Origin of the sequence: Methylobacterium sp. GXF4, from assembly GCF_000272495.1 — a bacterium.
Taxonomy (GTDB): domain Bacteria; phylum Pseudomonadota; class Alphaproteobacteria; order Rhizobiales; family Beijerinckiaceae; genus Methylobacterium; species Methylobacterium brachiatum.
Genome location: NZ_AKFK01000111.1, coordinates 1 through 14,205 on the forward strand (window position 1 = coordinate 1; position 14,205 = coordinate 14,205).

Consider the following 14,205-nt stretch of genomic DNA (forward strand, 5'->3'; position numbering starts at 1 on the left):
TCGTCGCCGCCATCAACGACTAAGCCAGGACAGCATCCTTAGCAGGGCGCGGCGGGGACCTGTCCTCGCACTCCCCGCCGTCCCTCTCAAGGTTTCAGGATTATGAACGGTCAGAACATCCGCATCCGCCTCAAGGCGTTCGATCACCGCATCCTCGATGCGTCGACCAAGGAGATCGTCTCCACGGCCAAGCGCACCGGCGCGACCATCCGGGGTCCGATCCCGCTGCCGACGCATATCGCGAAGTTCACCGTGAACCGCTCGCCGCACATCGACAAGAAGTCGCGCGAGCAGTTCGAGATGCGCACGCATAAGCGAGTGCTCGATATCGTCGATCCGACGCCGCAGACCGTGGACGCGCTGATGAAGCTCGACCTCGCCGCCGGCGTGGACGTGGAGATCAAGCTCTGAGTCCCGCTGGGACTTAGAGCTTACCGTTTCATCGCGCGAGGGAGAGACCTATGCGCTCAGGCGTCATCGCACAGAAGGTCGGCATGACCCGCGTCTTCACAGACGCGGGGGAGCATGTCCCCGTCACAGTGCTTAAGATCGATCAGTGCCAGGTGGTGGCCCACCGCACCGTTGAGAAGAATGGCTACGTCGCCCTCCAGGTCGGCGTCGGCAAGGCCAAGGTGAAGAACGTGTCGGCTGCCGAGCGCGGCCGCTTCGCGATCGCCAAGGTCGAGCCGAAGAAGAAGCTCGCCGAGTTCCGCGTGTCCGAGGACGCGCTGATCCCGGTCGGCGCCGAGATCACCGCGGACCACTTCATCCCGGGCCAGTTCGTCGACGTGACGGGCACGACCACGGGTAAGGGCTTCGCCGGCGGTATCAAGCGCTGGAACTTCGGCGGTCTGCGCGCCACCCACGGCGTGTCGATCTCGCACCGTTCGATCGGTTCGACCGGCGGCCGTCAGGACCCGGGCAAGACCTTCAAGAACAAGAAGATGCCGGGTCACCTCGGTGTCGAGCGGGTCACCACCCAGAACCTGCGCGTCGTGCGCACCGATCCCGAGCGCGGCCTGATCCTGGTCGAGGGCGCGGTGCCGGGCGTCGCCGGCGGCTGGATCCAGATCCGCGATGCGGTCAAGCGCAAGCTCCCCGCCGACGTTCCGCTGCCGGGCAAGTTCCGTGAGAACGGCGCTTCGACCTCGGCCCCCGAAGCCGCCGCGTCTGAGGAGACCGTGTGATGAAGCTCGATGTCACCACCCTCGACGGCGCCGGTGCCGGCTCGGTCGAGCTGAACGAGACGATCTTCGGCCTCGAGCCGCGGGCCGATCTCCTGCAGCGTATGGTCCGCTGGCAGCTCGCCAAGCGGCGCGCCGGCACCCACGCCGTGCAGAACCGCTCGGACGTGAACCGGACCCGCAAGAAGCTCTACAAGCAGAAGGGCACCGGCAACGCCCGTCACGGCGCGGCCTCGGCCCCGCAGTTCCGGGGCGGCGGACGTGCCTTCGGCCCGGTCGTGCGCGACCACAGCCACGACCTTCCCAAGAAGGTCCGTGCGCTGGCCCTGCGCCACGCCCTGTCGGCCAAGGCCAAGGCCTCGACCCTGATCGTCGTCGACGACATCAAGATCGAGGATCACAAGACCAAGGGTCTCATCGAGCGCTTCGGCAAGATGGGCCTCTCCAACGCGCTGATCATCGGCGGTGCCGAGGTCGACGTGAATTTCGGCCGCGCCGCGCGTGCCATCCCGCAGATCGACGTGCTTCCCGTGCAGGGCATCAACGTCTACGACATCCTGCGCCGTAACACGCTCGTCCTGACCAAGGCCGCCGTCGACGCGCTGGAGGAGCGTTTCAAATGAGTGCCGATCCGCGCCACTACGACATCATCGTCTCCCCGGTCATCACCGAGAAGGCGACGAACCTGACCGAGCAGAACAAGGTCGTCTTCCGGGTCGGCCCCAAGGCGACCAAGCCTCAGATCAAGGAGGCGGTCGAGAAGCTGTTCGACGTGAAGGTCACGGCGGTGAACACCCTCGTGACCAAGGGCAAGAAGAAGATTTTCCGCGGTCTCCGCGGACAGCGCTCCGACGTGAAGAAGGCGATCGTGACCCTGGCCGAGGGCCACACGATCGACGTCACGACCGGGCTCTGAGGACGGGTTTTAGGGATCCAAGCCGATGGCCTTGAAGACATTCAAACCGGTCACGCCGAGCCTGCGCCAGCTCGTGCTCGTCGACCGCCGTGAGCTCTACAAGGGCAAGCCGGTGAAGGCGCTGACGGAGGGCAAGAGCTCCTCCGGCGGCCGTAACAACCTGGGTCGCATCACGGTCCGCTTCCGCGGCGGTGGCCACAAGCGCGTCCTGCGCAACGTGGACTTCAAGCGCCGCGAGCAGCCGGGTGTCGCCGCGACGGTCGAGCGGATCGAGTACGATCCGAACCGCACCGCGTTCATCGCCCTGATCAACTTCCCCGACGGGAAGCAGAGCTACATCCTGGCTCCGCAGCGCCTGCAGCCGGGCGACAAGGTGGTGACCGGCGAGAACGTCGACATCAAGCCGGGCAATGCCGGTCCGGTCGGCTCGATGCCGGTGGGCACGATCGTCCACAACGTCGAGCTGAAGATCGGCAAGGGCGGCGCGATCGCCCGCTCGGCCGGGAACTACGCCCAGATCGTCGGGCGCGACCAGGGCTACGTGACGCTGCGCCTGAACTCGGGCGAGCAGCGCCTCGTGCACGGTCAGTGCTTCGCGACCGTCGGCGCGGTCTCGAACCCCGACCACATGAACATCTCGCTCGGCAAGGCCGGGCGCAACCGGTGGCTCGGCAAGCGCCCGCACAACCGCGGCGTGGCCATGAACCCGGTGGATCACCCGCACGGCGGCGGCGAGGGCCGTACCTCGGGCGGCCGCAACCCGGTCACGCCGTGGGGCGTGCCCACCAAGGGGAAGAAGACCCGGTCCAACAAGCGGACCGACGTGTTCATCCTGTCCAGCCGCCACAACCGCAAGAAGTAATCGCTATGGCACGCTCTCTCTGGAAGGGGCCGTTCGTCGACGGCTACCTCTTCAAGAAGGCCGAAGCGGCGCGGGGCTCCTCGCGCTCAGAGGTCATCAAGATCTGGAGCCGCCGCTCCACGATTCTCCCGCAGTTCGTCGGGCTCACCTTCGGTGTGCACAACGGGCAGAAGCACATCCCGGTCTACGTCTCCGAGGAGATGGTGGGGCACAAGTTCGGCGAGTTCTCGCCGACCCGCACCTTCCACGGGCACGCGGCCGACAAGAAGGCGAAGAGGCGCTGAGATGGGCAAGCAAGCCACCCCCCGCGCGCTCCCCGAGAACGAGGCCAAGGCGGTCGCGCGCATGCTGCGCGTGAGCCCGCAGAAGCTGAACCTCGTGGCGCAGATGATCCGCGGCAAGAAGGTCGACACCGCGTTGGCCGATCTGGAGTTCTCGCGCAAGCGCATCTCGACCGAGGTCAAGAAGTGCCTCGAGAGCGCGATCGCCAATGCCGAGAACAACCACGACCTGGACGTCGACGACCTCGTCGTGTCTCAGGCGTTCGTGGGCAAGGCCCTCGTGCTCAAGCGCTTCCACGCCCGCGCCCGCGGTCGCGGCGCCCGTATCCTGAAGCCCTTCTCGAACCTCACCATCGTGGTTCGTGAAGTCCGCCAGGCCGAAGCGGCTTAAGGAGGATCTCATGGGCCAGAAAGTCAATCCGATCGGTCTCCGTCTCGGTATCAACCGGACCTGGGACTCCCGCTGGTTCGCCGGCAAAGGCGAGTACGCCAAGCTGATGCACGAGGACGTCGCGATCCGCGCCGCCCTCATGAAGCAGCTGAAGCAGGCCGCCGTCTCGAAGATCGTCATCGAGCGTCCGCACCGGAAGTGCCGCGTCACCATCCACTCGGGTCGTCCGGGCGTGGTGATCGGCAAGAAGGGCGCGGATATCGAGAAGCTGCGCAAGCTCGTCGGCACGATGACCAAGGCCGACGTTACGATCAACATCGTCGAGGTGCGCAAGCCCGAGATTGACGCCACCCTGGTGGCCGACTCGATCGCGCAGCAGCTCGAGCGCCGCGTCGCCTTCCGTCGCGCTATGAAGCGCGCCGTGCAGTCGGCGATGCGTCTCGGCGCCGAGGGCATCCGCATCAACTGCTCGGGCCGTCTCGGCGGCGCCGAGATCGCCCGTCAGGAATGGTATCGTGAGGGCCGGGTTCCGCTGCACACGCTACGTGCGGACGTGGATTACGGCACCGCCACGGCGTTCACGACCTACGGCACCTGCGGCATCAAGGTGTGGGTGTTCAAGGGCGAGATTCTTGAGCACGACCCGATGGCCCAGGACAAGAAGGCCCAGGAAGAGGGCGGCCGCTCCGGCGGACGCCGTGAGCGCGATGGCGAGGGCGGCCGCGAGCGCGGACGCCGCGAGCGCGAGCACGCGTAAGGTAGGAAGCCATGCTGCAACCGAAAAAGACTCGCTTCCGTAAGCAGTTCAAGGGCCGCATCCACGGTGCGGCCAAGGGCGGCTTCGAGCTGAACTTCGGCCAGTTCGGCCTGAAGGCGGTGGAGCCCGAGCGCGTCACCGCCCGGCAGATCGAGGCGGCCCGCCGCGCGATCACCCGCGAGATGAAGCGCCAGGGCCGCGTCTGGATCCGGGTGTTCCCGGACGTTCCGGTCTCCTCGAAGCCGACCGAAGTCCGCATGGGCTCCGGTAAGGGCGCCCCGGATTACTGGGCCGCTCGCGTCCATCCCGGCCGGATCATGTTCGAGGTCGACGGCGTTGCCGAAGACATCGCCAAGGAGGCCCTGCGCCTCGGCGCCGCCAAGCTCCCGATCCGCACGCGGGTCGTCCAACGCATCGCCGACTGAACGGAGGCTATCGTGAAGTCGACCCAGAGAGTGTCTGATCTGAAGGCGTTGTCGCCGGATCAGCTCAGTGACGAGTTGCTGAACCTCAAGAAGGAGCAGTTCAACCTGCGCTTCCAGGGGGCCACCGGCCAGCTCGAGAACGTCGCGCGCGTCCGTGAGGTCCGCCGCGACATCGCCCGCGTCCGCACCCTGCAGCCTTCGAAGACGCTGCAGGCGTCCAAGAGCTGACGAAGGGCTTAGGAGAACACCATGCCGAAGCGCGTCCTGCAGGGCACCGTCGTCAGCGACAAGGGCGAGAAGACCATCGTGGTGAAGGTGGAGCGTCGCTTCACCCACCCGGTGATGAAGAAGACCGTGCGCCGCTCGAAGAACTACCATGCCCACGACGAGGCGAATGTCGCCAAGGTCGGGCAGACGGTGTTCATCGAGGAGTGCCGTCCCTTCTCGAAGACCAAGACCTGGAAGCTGGTCGAGGACCAGGCTGCCGCGGTCGCCGAGACCGGCGAAGCCGCCTGATACACGGGAAACGGCGGCTGCGGGTTTCCGCGTCCGCCTCAACGGGGCTGGATGTCTTGAGATTGGGCTGATGCACTGTTGACGGTGCCGTCCCGACCTTTGGGACCTCCAGAACGACGAACGCCCGGACGAAGTTCGACCCTCACGGGGCCGGATTCGTGCCGGGCGTTGTCGTTTCTGAGGTCGGTCGTAAAGCGGACGCGTCGGGTTGGATTCAGCCCGACGCGTCCGTGGCTTCTGCGGGTTCGAGGCAGGCCCTGCTGCTGGGTTTCCCCGACGGATCAGGACGCTGTCCCGAAGCCTCCAAAGGGCATGACGCCCTTTGGAGGCTTGCGATGGGCCGAAGCTCTCAGGCCTCGCCCTCGTCGAGCTCGTCGTCGGTCGGCTTGGCGTTCTCCAGGATCTTCTCGGCCACAAGGCCGGAATTCTGGCGGATCGAGGCTTCGATCTTGCCGGCGATCTCGGGGTTGTCCCGCAGGAAGCCCTTCGAGTTCTCGCGGCCCTGACCGAGGCGCTGGCTGTTGTAGGAGAACCAGGCGCCGGACTTCTCGACGATGCCGGCCTTCACGCCGAGATCGATCAGCTCGCCCACCTTCGACACGCCCTCGCCGAACATGATGTCGAACTCGACCTGCTTGAACGGCGGCGCGACCTTGTTCTTCACGACCTTGACGCGGACCTGGTTGCCGATCGCCTCGTCCCGATCCTTCAGGGTCGAGATGCGGCGGATGTCGAGGCGCACCGAGGCGTAGAACTTCAGCGCGTTGCCACCCGTGGTGGTCTCCGGGCTGCCGTACATCACGCCGATCTTCATCCGGATCTGGTTGATGAAGATCACCATGCAGTTCGAGCGCGAGATCGAACCGGTGAGCTTGCGCAGGGCCTGGCTCATCAGGCGGGCCTGGAGGCCGGGCTGGCTCTCGCCCATCTCGCCCTCGATCTCGGCCCGCGGGGTCAGCGCGGCGACCGAATCGACCACCAGCACGTCGATGGCGCCGGAGCGCACCAGCGTGTCGGTGATCTCCAGGGCCTGCTCGCCGGTATCGGGCTGCGAGATCAGCAGGTCGTCGAGATTGACGCCGAGCTTGCGGGCATAGACCGGATCGAGCGCGTGCTCGGCATCCACGAAGGCGCAGACGCCGCCCTTCTTCTGGGCCTCGGCGATGGTGTGCAGCGCCAGCGTCGTCTTGCCGGAGGATTCGGGGCCGTAGATCTCCACGACCCGGCCGCGGGGCAGGCCGCCGACGCCGAGGGCGATGTCGAGGCCGAGCGAGCCGGTGGAGATCGTCTCGACCTCCTGCACCTTGTCGTTCTTGCCCAGACGCATGATCGAGCCCTTGCCGAAGGCGCGCTCGATCTGGGACAGGGCGGCGTCGATCGCCTTGGACTTGTCCTTGTCCACCGGGGGCATGTCGACCACTTTCAATGCAGGCTGGGCCATCTGGCGGGCTCCTTATGAAGGGGTTGCGCGCCATTCACAACGCGCGGCAACACTGCGCCTATGTACCTGTTTTGTTCTATTTCGGCAAGGGTGCGGGATACGAGAACGCTGCCCCGAGGGGGCGGCGCGCAGGTTCTCCACCGGGTCGGTCGCGGTCGCGGCGTCAGTCGGCCGCCATGGTCTTCTTCACGGTCTCGACCAGCTGTTTCAGGCTGAAGGGCTTGGGCAGGAAGTTGAAGGCCTCGCCCTCGGGCAGGTTCTTGCGGAACGCGTCCTCGGCGTAGCCGGAGACGAAGATCACCTTCAGGTCCGGCTGGTGCTTGCGCACCTCGCGCAGGAGGGTCGGGCCGTCCATCTCCGGCATCACGACATCGGAGACGACGAGGTCGATCGGCTGGCTGCCCTCGCGCACGATCGCCAGGGCCTCCAGGCCTGAGGCGGCCTCCAGCACCGTGTAGCCCCGGGCCGAGAGCGCCCGGCTGTTGACCGCCCGGACGGGATCCTCGTCCTCGACCAGCAGGATCGTCCCCTGCCCGGTATGGTCGGCCGCGGGCTTGCGCGGGGCCGGCTTCTCCGGAGCCTTCGTCTTGGCGGCCCGTTCGGCGGCCTCGCCGGTTCCGGTGGGCTTGGCCGGCGCCTGGCCGGGCGCCGGCAGGTCGGCCCGCGGCAGGGCCTGGATCGCGGGGGCGGCCTCCTCGGGCTCCGCCACGGGCACGTGCCGCGGCAGGTAGATGCGGAAGGCGGTCCCCTCCCCGATCTTCGACTGCACGTCGATGGTGCCGCCGGATTGCTTGACGATGCCGAACACCGTCGAGAGCCCGAGGCCCGTGCCCTTGCCGATCTCCTTGGTGGTGAAGAACGGCTCGAAGATCTTCTCCATCAGCTCGGGCGGGATGCCCTGGCCAGTGTCGCGCACTTCGATCAGCACGTGGTCGCCCGCGGGCGCCCCGCCCCGCCCGTCCACGGTCGCGGCCGGGCCCGGATCGGTCACGTTCTCGGTGCGGATCATCAGCTTGCCGCCGTCCGGCATCGCGTCGCGGGCATTGACCGCGAGGTTCACGATCACCTGCTCGAACTGGTTGACGTCGGCCTTGACCGGCCAGACGTCGCGGCCGTGCTTCAGCTCTAGGGCGACGCGCTCGCCCAGCAGCCGCTTGAGCAGCAGGGTCAGCTCCGAGAGCCCCTCCCCGACATTCATCACCTCCGGGCGCAGGGTCTGGCGGCGGGAGAACGCCAGGAGCTGGCGGACGAGGCCCGCCGCCCGGTTGGCGTTCTGCTTGATCTGCATGATGTCCTGGAAGGCCGGATCGGTCGGCCGGTGGCTCGCCAGCAGCAGGTCCGAGTAGCCGATGATCGCCTGCAGCACGTTGTTGAAGTCGTGCGCGATGCCGCCGGCGAGCTGGCCGACCGCGTTCATCTTCTGCGCCTGGGCGACCTGCTGCTCCAGCTGGCGCTGCGCCGTGGTGTCGAGGGCGTACAGGATCACGCGCTCGGCCTCGTCGGCCTGGTGGGTGGCGTCGCTGCTGTCGGCCGGGCTGAGCCAGAGCCGCGCCGAGCGCCCGCCCGGACCGCTGAGCTGGACCTCGATCGGCTCCGGGTCGGACAGGCCGCTCGCCGCCCGGGCGAGGCCGGCCTCCAGGGAGGCGCGGTCGACCACCGAGTCGGCGACGTTGGGCTCGGCGCCCTGATTGCCCTCCCCCTCGGGGCCGCCCTCGTCGGCCTGGCGCGGCACCGTGCCGAACAGCCGGGTGAACGAGGTGTTGGCCCGGGCGATCCGGCCGGACCGGTCGAGGGTCGCGATGGCGATCGGCGAATTGTTGAGGAAGCGGGCGAGCCGCACCTCGGCGGCGCGCTGCGGCTCGTCGGTCTCGGCCCCGGCCGAGCGGTTGATCACGAAGGTCCGCGAGGAGCCGGGCTTGCCGTCCTTGCCGAAGGCGACCCGGTGGTAGAGCCGCACCGGCAGGGTGTGGCCGTTGCGGCGGCGCAGGTCGAGGTCGAACCGGTCGGTGCGGACCTCGCCGGGCAGGCCCGCGGTGCGGACCAGGACGTCGGCCTCCGGGGCGATCTCGGTGAGGTGCGGGCCGCCGGGGCCGACGCTCGCCAGGTCGTAGCCGAGCCAGGCCGCCAGCGTCGCGTTCATGTAGACGATCGCGCCGGCCGGATCGATCGACAGGAACCCCGCCGGGGCGTGGTCGAGATAGTCGATCGCGTGCTGGAGCTCCTGGAAGACGTTTTCCTGGCGCTCGCGCTCGGCGGTGATGTCGGCCACGGTCCAGAGCGAGGCAGCCCGGCGCGGGCGCGCCAGCGGGCGCACCGAGACCCGGTACCAGCCGAAGCCGCGCTCATGCGCCTGCGGCCCGAGCGGCGGCGACATCCGGATCTCTTCGGTGTGCGCCCGGCCGTCGCGCGAGGCCTGCGACAGGCGGTAGACCGCCTCCGAGACCTCCGGCGAGCCGACCAGGATGCGCTCCACCGGCACGAGGTTCGAGAAGGCGTCGCCGCCGGCCACCCGCAGATAGGCCTCGTTGGCGTAGATCAGCCTCCCGCCATCCTCCACCACCAGCGCCCCGTCCGGCGAGGCGTCGACGATGCCCTTGGTGATGTCGTCCCGAGTGGCGGTGCCGCTGAGCTGGAGCGCTCCGATGGCGAGCGCGAACAGGAAGAACACGCCGGCCATCGCCAGTAGGGCGAGCAGCCAGACGATCAGCGACTGGGCCTGCTCGTTGGCCACGAAGGACAGGCCGATGGCGGCCCCGACCAGCAGACCCGCGAGCACGAGCAGCAGCCCGACCCGGCCCGGCTGCTCCGAGCGGTCGATCGCGCCGTTCCCGTGAGAACCCGAGATCTGCGTGCCCGTCGCGGGCGCCGGAGGTCCAGTGACGTCGGCCATCGGCATCATTCCAGAACATTCACCCGGTTAGGCCCGCCGGCCATAGCAGGGCTCGGGCAGCACGGCACCACTCTCGTCGCGTCGGTCGTGTCGCGCCAAGCCGTGGTGCAGCCTCGCAAAAAAAGGTGGAGGAAGCGTGGCTTTTCCGCGCTGTGTCATGCGATCGGCGCGCTGAATACCAGCCCTTGCTGTTACGCCGCCCGCCGGCGCAGGCGCAGGACGAAGCCGATGACTTCCGCCACCGCCCGGTAATGCTCGGCCGGGATCTCGCGGTCGATCTCCACGGTGGCGTGCAGGGCGCGGGCGAGCGGCGGGTTCTCGATCACCGCGACGCCGTGCTCGGCCGCCACGGTGCGGATGCGCAGGGCCAGGGCGTCGACGCCCTTGGCGACGCAGATCGGCGCGGCCATGCCGGCCTCGTAGCGCAGGGCCACCGCGTAGTGGGTCGGGTTGGTCACCACCACGGTGGCGGTCGGGACGGCGGCCATCATCCGCTTCTTCACCCGGGCCATGCGGAGCTGCTTCATGCGGCCCTTGACCTCCGGGTTGCCGTCCGCCTCCTTCATCTCCTGCTTCATCTCCTCCTTCGACATGCGGTGGCGCTTGCGCCAGCGGAAGCGCGCGTAGAATGCGTCGCCGAGCGTGATGGCGAGGTGCATGCACAGCATGCCGGCGAGCAGCCGGAGGCTGAGGGAGAGGATCGCCGACAGGCTCCCGGCCGGGTCGAGCCGGGCGAACACCTCGAGCCGGTCGCGGTCGTTCCAGAGCAGCACGGCACCGACGATGCCGACCGCGCCGATCTTGGCGAGACCCTTGCCGAACTGGAACAGGGCCTCGATCCCCATGAGCCGCTTGACCCCGGCCATCGGCGAGATGCGGTCGAATTTCGGCATCAGGGTTTCGGTGGTGAGCACCAGCGGGTGCTGGAGCAGCCCGGCGGCGAGGCCGGCCGCCGCCGCCATCCCGACCGGCACCGCCACGGCCTGCAGCCACAGCCAGAGGCCGCGGGTCGCCGCCTGCTTCATGGCGGTGGCGTCGTCCGGCAGGGTGTGGGCGTTGGCGAGGTAGGCCTTGAGGCCCTGGGTCAGGCTCTGGGCGATGCTGGGGGCCGCGATCACCAGGGCCAGCGTGAAGGCGCCGAGGATCGCGAAGGTGTTGATCTCGGCACTCGTCGCGACGTCGCCGCGCTCGATCGCCTGATCGAGCCGCCGCTGGGTCGGCTCTTCGGTCTTGTCTTCCTGCTCCGCGCCCTCGGCCATCTTGTCTGCTCGACCTCAGTGCACAGGGACGCTCAGCGCCCGACGAACTCGCCGAGATACCGGCCGAGATCGTCCAGGAAGACGCCCATCATGACGCCGAGCGAGCCCATCAGGATCAGCATGCCGACGAGCACCGAGGCCGGGACCGCGAGGAAGAACACCTGCAATTGCGGCATCAGCCGCGACAGCACGCCCAGCCCGAGGTTGAACAGCAGCCCGAAGGCGATGAACGGCCCGGAGATCTGCACCGCCAGGGTGAAGCCCCGGGTCAGCGCCTTGAGCGCCAGCATCAGCGCGTCCGAGAAGGCCGGGACCCCGTCCGGCGGCAGCACCACGTAGCTCTGCGCCAGGCCTTCGATGGCAAGATGGTGCAGGTCGGCGGCGAAGATCAGCGTGACGCCGAGCAGCGACAGGAAGTTGCCCAGCGCGGCCTGCTGCCCGCCGTAGCTCGGGTCCACCGTCATGGCGTAGGCCAGGCCGAGCTGCTGCGAGATGATCAGGCCGGCGGTCTGCAGGGCGGCCAGCACCATCCGGACCGACAGGCCGAGCACCAGCCCGACGATCGTCTCGGCGAACAGTAGCCCGATCAGCCGGGGGCCGGCCAGGCCCTCGGTGCCGCCGAGCAGCGGCCGCACGCTGGGGAACAGCACCAACGTGGTCAGCAGCGCGAAGGCCAGCCGCATCCGCGGCGACACCATCTGCTCGCCGACGCCGGGCATCAGCATGATCAGCGTGCCGACCCGCGCGAAGGTGATCAGATAGGCCGAGGCGATGCCGGGCAGGAGCAGGTTCATCGCCGCCCCTATGGCATGCGCGCGCCGCCCCTGTCCCGCCGCCGGTCGCCATCAGCCGCCGGCCGCGATGCGGGCGGCGATGCGCGTCATGTAGCCGGCCATGGCGTCGCCGATGAACGGCAGCATCAGCAGCAGCGCGGCGAAGACCGACACGATCTTGGGCACGTAGATCAGGGTCTGCTCCTGGACCTGCGTCAGCGCCTGGATCAGCGAGACGATCAGACCGACCGCGAGGGCGACCAGCATCAGCGGCCCGGCGACCTTGAGGAAGACGAAGATGCCGTCGCGGGCGACGTCGAGGATGGCCAGGCCGGTCATGGGGCGTGTTGCTCAAAGGGGAGGCAGGGGGAATCCGGGATCCGGCTGGACCATGCTCAAATCTGCATCCGCATGATCTCTTCGTAGGCAGAGATCATGCGGTCGCGCACCGCCACCATGGTCTGCAGGGCGGTCTCGCTCTCGGCCACGGCGGTGACCACGTCGACGACGTTGGCCTTGCCGGAGGCCGCCGAGATCGCCTGGCCGTCGGCCCGCCGCCCGGCATCCCCGACATTGTCCAGGGCGTTGCCGAGGAGCTGCATGAAGTTGCCGCCGGCCTCGCCGGTCGACTGGACCTTGGGGGCCGGGCGGCCGTTGGCCATGCCCTGGACGGCGGCGTAGGCACCGGCCGCGAAATTGCTCGTCGCCATCGACTAGGCTTCCTTCGCGTTCACTTGCGCGCTCACTTGAGGATCGACAGCGTCTGCGACAGCATCTTGCGCGTGGACGTCACCATGTTGAGGTTCGCCTCGTAGGAGCGCTGGGCCTCGCGCAGGTCCATGTTCTCGATCAGCGCGTTGACGTTGGGCATCTGCACCTCGCCCCGGGCGTTGGCCGCGGGGTTGCCGGGCTCGAACTTGGTCCGGAACGCGGAGGGGTCGCGCCGGACGCGGCCCGCCTCAACCAGCTTGGCCCCGGTCTCCGGATCCATGTGGCTGGTGAAGGACGGGATCTTGCGGCGATAGGGCTCGGTCCCGGGCGAGGCCGGGGCGGAATCCGCGTTGGCGATGTTCTCGGCGATGATCCGCATCCGGCCGGACTGCGCCTTGAGGCCGGCGGCCGCCACCGTGAGCGACTTGCTGAATTCCATGGCTCAGGGCCCTCCTCCGCCGCTTGTCGACGACACGTCCGGTTCGGTTCCGGCGCGGTCAGCTCTTGCCGATGGCGATCTTCAGGGTGGTCAAGCTGTGCTGGTAGAGCGAGGCGGCGAGCTGGTAATCCGACTGGTTGTCGCCGGCCTTCATCATCTCGTCCTCGAGGTTCACCGCATTGCCGTTCGGGCGGATCTCGAAGCGCTTGGCGCCCTTGGCATCGGCCCCCGCCTCGGATTGACCGGGGGGCGCGAGATGGGCCGGGCTGGTCAGCGCCAGGCCCGGCGAGGCGTTGATTGCGGTGCCGGTGGCCCGGTCGAAGCGCAGCTCCGCCAGGTCGCGCGGCTTGAAGCCCGGCATGTCGGCGTTGGCGACGTTCTCGGCGATCAGGCCCTGGCGTGCCTGCGCCCACTGCATCCGGGTGCGCAGCATCCCCAGGACGGGCAGGTCGGTCAGGGCCACGTTCGCCTCCGGTCTCGCGACGCCGCGCGGGATCGGGCGGGCTCGGCAAAATCTGCCGCCTGCTTGGTTAATGCATGGTTAAGCGCGGGCGAGGCCGGCCCCGGCCCGGGCCGCCACCGTGCGGTCCGCCGGCCATGTTCCTGGGGATGGCGGCGGTCGGTGCTTCACAACCTCTTGTCTTGATGGCGCTAAACTTAAGGGCCTGTTAACGAAGTCTTAACGTCGTTTGCCTTGCAGGCCCGCCGGCGTGGTATGAGCGAGGCTCGTGCCGGGCGCGGCCCTGCGGCGGCCGAAACGTGCGAGTGCGTAACCTTGCAATGGCTGCAATCCGTGTTCGGTTCTGAGGGCTCCCCCATCGTCCAGTATGTCGTGATCTTCGCCGTCATCTTCACGGCGTTGGCCGCGATCGTGTTCACGGTGCGCCGCCTGACCGGTCGCAGCCTGGCCCTGCCCGGGCGCACGCCCGCCCGCGGACGCCAGCCCCGGCTCGGGATCGTCGACGTGTACGAGCTCGACCGCGCCCGGCAGCTGATCCTGCTGCGCCGGGACAATGTCGAGCACCTGCTGCTGGTCGGCGGCCCGAACGACGTGGTGGTCGAGCGCAACATCCAGCGCACCCAGCGCCCCCTGCCCGAGGCGACCCTGCGCTCCGACACCGGGTCGGAGCCGATGGCCGAGCCGCTGCCGGACCCGCTGGCACAGGGCGGACGCCTGGCCGAGCCGCCCCGGGCCCTGGCCGAGATCGCGGGCCGCCGCTCCGAGCCCCTGTTCGATCCGGGCTTCGAGATGCCGGTCGTCGTGGCGCCGCCGGTCCCGCGCTCGGCCGCCGCGCCGCCGGTGACCTTCCCGCTCGACGTCAACCTGCTGGGCGGCGACGAGCCGGGACAGGAGGTCTCG

Annotated in this window: 19 protein-coding genes and 1 pseudogene; 12 read left to right on the forward strand and 8 right to left on the reverse strand. The window is 68.5% G+C overall.

Annotation, left to right across the window (positions count from 1 at the left end; translation table 11 throughout):
• The first annotated feature begins 102 nt into the window (after positions 1-102).
• Genes rpsJ through rpsQ form a run of 11 tightly spaced genes read left to right on the forward strand, consistent with a single transcriptional unit; the run spans position 103 to position 5,332 of the window.
• Positions 103-411, forward strand: coding sequence for a 30S ribosomal protein S10 (rpsJ, locus tag WYO_RS28300; protein ID WP_007569268.1), 309 nt, complete (start codon positions 103-105; stop codon positions 409-411).
• Positions 412-461: 50 nt separating this feature from the next.
• Positions 462-1,187: a 50S ribosomal protein L3 gene (gene rplC, locus WYO_RS28305; RefSeq protein WP_007569270.1), complete on the forward strand. Its 726-nt coding sequence runs from the start codon at positions 462-464 to the stop codon at positions 1,185-1,187.
• Positions 1,187-1,807, forward strand: a complete 621-nt coding sequence (rplD, locus tag WYO_RS28310; protein WP_007569271.1) for a 50S ribosomal protein L4 — start codon at positions 1,187-1,189, stop codon at positions 1,805-1,807. Before rplC ends, rplD begins: the two co-directional genes overlap by 1 nt.
• Positions 1,804-2,100, forward strand: a complete 297-nt coding sequence (locus WYO_RS28315; protein WP_007569272.1) for a 50S ribosomal protein L23 — start codon at positions 1,804-1,806, stop codon at positions 2,098-2,100. The genes rplD and WYO_RS28315 overlap by 4 nt, the downstream gene beginning before the upstream one ends.
• A 25-nt stretch (positions 2,101-2,125) precedes the next feature.
• On the forward strand, positions 2,126-2,962 hold the full coding sequence (gene rplB / locus WYO_RS28320; RefSeq protein WP_007569274.1) for a 50S ribosomal protein L2: 837 nt from the start codon (positions 2,126-2,128) through the stop codon (positions 2,960-2,962).
• 5 nt (positions 2,963-2,967) lie between these two features.
• Positions 2,968-3,246: a 30S ribosomal protein S19 gene (gene rpsS, locus WYO_RS28325; RefSeq protein WP_007569276.1), complete on the forward strand. Its 279-nt coding sequence runs from the start codon at positions 2,968-2,970 to the stop codon at positions 3,244-3,246.
• 1 nt (position 3,247) lies between these two features.
• The gene (gene rplV, locus WYO_RS28330) at positions 3,248-3,634 is read left to right on the forward strand and encodes a 50S ribosomal protein L22 (protein WP_007569277.1); all 387 of its coding nucleotides are present in this window, start codon (positions 3,248-3,250) and stop codon (positions 3,632-3,634) included.
• A 10-nt stretch (positions 3,635-3,644) separates the two neighbouring features.
• Positions 3,645-4,391: a 30S ribosomal protein S3 gene (gene rpsC / locus WYO_RS28335; RefSeq protein WP_007569278.1), complete on the forward strand. Its 747-nt coding sequence runs from the start codon at positions 3,645-3,647 to the stop codon at positions 4,389-4,391.
• Positions 4,392-4,402: 11 nt separating this feature from the next.
• Positions 4,403-4,816: a 50S ribosomal protein L16 gene (gene rplP / locus WYO_RS28340; protein WP_007569280.1), complete on the forward strand. Its 414-nt coding sequence runs from the start codon at positions 4,403-4,405 to the stop codon at positions 4,814-4,816.
• 12 nt (positions 4,817-4,828) lie between these two features.
• Positions 4,829-5,044, forward strand: a complete 216-nt coding sequence (gene rpmC / locus WYO_RS28345; protein WP_007569282.1) for a 50S ribosomal protein L29 — start codon at positions 4,829-4,831, stop codon at positions 5,042-5,044.
• Positions 5,045-5,065: 21 nt separating this feature from the next.
• Positions 5,066-5,332, forward strand: coding sequence for a 30S ribosomal protein S17 (gene rpsQ, locus WYO_RS28350; protein ID WP_007569283.1), 267 nt, complete (start codon positions 5,066-5,068; stop codon positions 5,330-5,332).
• A 349-nt stretch (positions 5,333-5,681) separates the two neighbouring features.
• Here rpsQ and recA read toward each other — a convergent pair whose 3' ends face one another.
• From recA to flgB, 8 genes are all read right to left on the reverse strand, one after another.
• Positions 5,682-6,773, reverse strand: a complete 1,092-nt coding sequence (gene recA / locus WYO_RS28355; protein ID WP_007569285.1) for a recombinase RecA — start codon at positions 6,771-6,773, stop codon at positions 5,682-5,684.
• A 163-nt stretch (positions 6,774-6,936) separates the two neighbouring features.
• The gene (locus WYO_RS28360; RefSeq protein WP_007569287.1) at positions 6,937-9,663 is read right to left on the reverse strand and encodes a PAS domain-containing sensor histidine kinase; all 2,727 of its coding nucleotides are present in this window, start codon (positions 9,661-9,663) and stop codon (positions 6,937-6,939) included.
• 191 nt (positions 9,664-9,854) lie between these two features.
• On the reverse strand, positions 9,855-10,922 hold the full coding sequence (gene flhB / locus WYO_RS28365; RefSeq protein ID WP_007569288.1) for a flagellar biosynthesis protein FlhB: 1,068 nt from the start codon (positions 10,920-10,922) through the stop codon (positions 9,855-9,857).
• Between the two features lie 32 nt (positions 10,923-10,954).
• Positions 10,955-11,716: a flagellar biosynthetic protein FliR gene (gene fliR / locus WYO_RS28370; protein ID WP_007569290.1), complete on the reverse strand. Its 762-nt coding sequence runs from the start codon at positions 11,714-11,716 to the stop codon at positions 10,955-10,957.
• Positions 11,717-11,767: 51 nt separating this feature from the next.
• Positions 11,768-12,034: a flagellar biosynthesis protein FliQ gene (fliQ, locus tag WYO_RS28375; protein WP_007569292.1), complete on the reverse strand. Its 267-nt coding sequence runs from the start codon at positions 12,032-12,034 to the stop codon at positions 11,768-11,770.
• 56 nt (positions 12,035-12,090) lie between these two features.
• The gene (fliE, locus tag WYO_RS28380; RefSeq protein WP_007569293.1) at positions 12,091-12,405 is read right to left on the reverse strand and encodes a flagellar hook-basal body complex protein FliE; all 315 of its coding nucleotides are present in this window, start codon (positions 12,403-12,405) and stop codon (positions 12,091-12,093) included.
• Between the two features lie 32 nt (positions 12,406-12,437).
• On the reverse strand, positions 12,438-12,845 hold the full coding sequence (gene flgC / locus WYO_RS28385) for a flagellar basal body rod protein FlgC (RefSeq protein WP_007569295.1): 408 nt from the start codon (positions 12,843-12,845) through the stop codon (positions 12,438-12,440).
• Positions 12,846-12,903: 58 nt separating this feature from the next.
• Positions 12,904-13,308 carry a flagellar basal body rod protein FlgB gene (flgB, locus tag WYO_RS28390; protein WP_007569297.1) on the reverse strand — a complete coding sequence of 135 codons (405 nt, stop codon included), beginning with the start codon at positions 13,306-13,308 and terminating at the stop codon, positions 12,904-12,906.
• A 330-nt stretch (positions 13,309-13,638) separates the two neighbouring features.
• Between flgB and WYO_RS28395 the strand changes: the two are divergent.
• Positions 13,639-14,205 (forward strand): annotated as a pseudogene (locus WYO_RS28395) (flagellar biosynthetic protein FliO); the annotation flags it as partial.

What these genes read in the sequence shown, in the direction of transcription:
- fliR (WP_007569290.1), bottom strand. Translation starts at nt 11,716, where the DNA reads ATGAACCTGCTCCTGCCCGGCATCGCCTCGGCCTATCTGATCACCTTC.
- rplB (WP_007569274.1), top strand. Translation starts at nt 2,126, where the DNA reads ATGGCCTTGAAGACATTCAAACCGGTCACGCCGAGCCTGCGCCAGCTC.
- rpsC (WP_007569278.1), top strand. Translation starts at nt 3,645, where the DNA reads ATGGGCCAGAAAGTCAATCCGATCGGTCTCCGTCTCGGTATCAACCGG.
- rpsJ (WP_007569268.1), top strand. Translation starts at nt 103, where the DNA reads ATGAACGGTCAGAACATCCGCATCCGCCTCAAGGCGTTCGATCACCGC.
- WYO_RS28315 (WP_007569272.1), top strand. Translation starts at nt 1,804, where the DNA reads ATGAGTGCCGATCCGCGCCACTACGACATCATCGTCTCCCCGGTCATC.
- flgC (WP_007569295.1), bottom strand. Translation starts at nt 12,845, where the DNA reads ATGGAATTCAGCAAGTCGCTCACGGTGGCGGCCGCCGGCCTCAAGGCG.
- rpsS (WP_007569276.1), top strand. Translation starts at nt 2,968, where the DNA reads ATGGCACGCTCTCTCTGGAAGGGGCCGTTCGTCGACGGCTACCTCTTC.
- rplD (WP_007569271.1), top strand. Translation starts at nt 1,187, where the DNA reads ATGAAGCTCGATGTCACCACCCTCGACGGCGCCGGTGCCGGCTCGGTC.
- rplP (WP_007569280.1), top strand. Translation starts at nt 4,403, where the DNA reads ATGCTGCAACCGAAAAAGACTCGCTTCCGTAAGCAGTTCAAGGGCCGC.
- rplC (WP_007569270.1), top strand. Translation starts at nt 462, where the DNA reads ATGCGCTCAGGCGTCATCGCACAGAAGGTCGGCATGACCCGCGTCTTC.
- recA (WP_007569285.1), bottom strand. Translation starts at nt 6,773, where the DNA reads ATGGCCCAGCCTGCATTGAAAGTGGTCGACATGCCCCCGGTGGACAAG.
- fliQ (WP_007569292.1), bottom strand. Translation starts at nt 12,034, where the DNA reads ATGACCGGCCTGGCCATCCTCGACGTCGCCCGCGACGGCATCTTCGTC.
- rpsQ (WP_007569283.1), top strand. Translation starts at nt 5,066, where the DNA reads ATGCCGAAGCGCGTCCTGCAGGGCACCGTCGTCAGCGACAAGGGCGAG.
- rplV (WP_007569277.1), top strand. Translation starts at nt 3,248, where the DNA reads ATGGGCAAGCAAGCCACCCCCCGCGCGCTCCCCGAGAACGAGGCCAAG.
- fliE (WP_007569293.1), bottom strand. Translation starts at nt 12,405, where the DNA reads ATGGCGACGAGCAATTTCGCGGCCGGTGCCTACGCCGCCGTCCAGGGC.
- WYO_RS28360 (WP_007569287.1), bottom strand. Translation starts at nt 9,663, where the DNA reads ATGGCCGACGTCACTGGACCTCCGGCGCCCGCGACGGGCACGCAGATC.
- flhB (WP_007569288.1), bottom strand. Translation starts at nt 10,922, where the DNA reads ATGGCCGAGGGCGCGGAGCAGGAAGACAAGACCGAAGAGCCGACCCAG.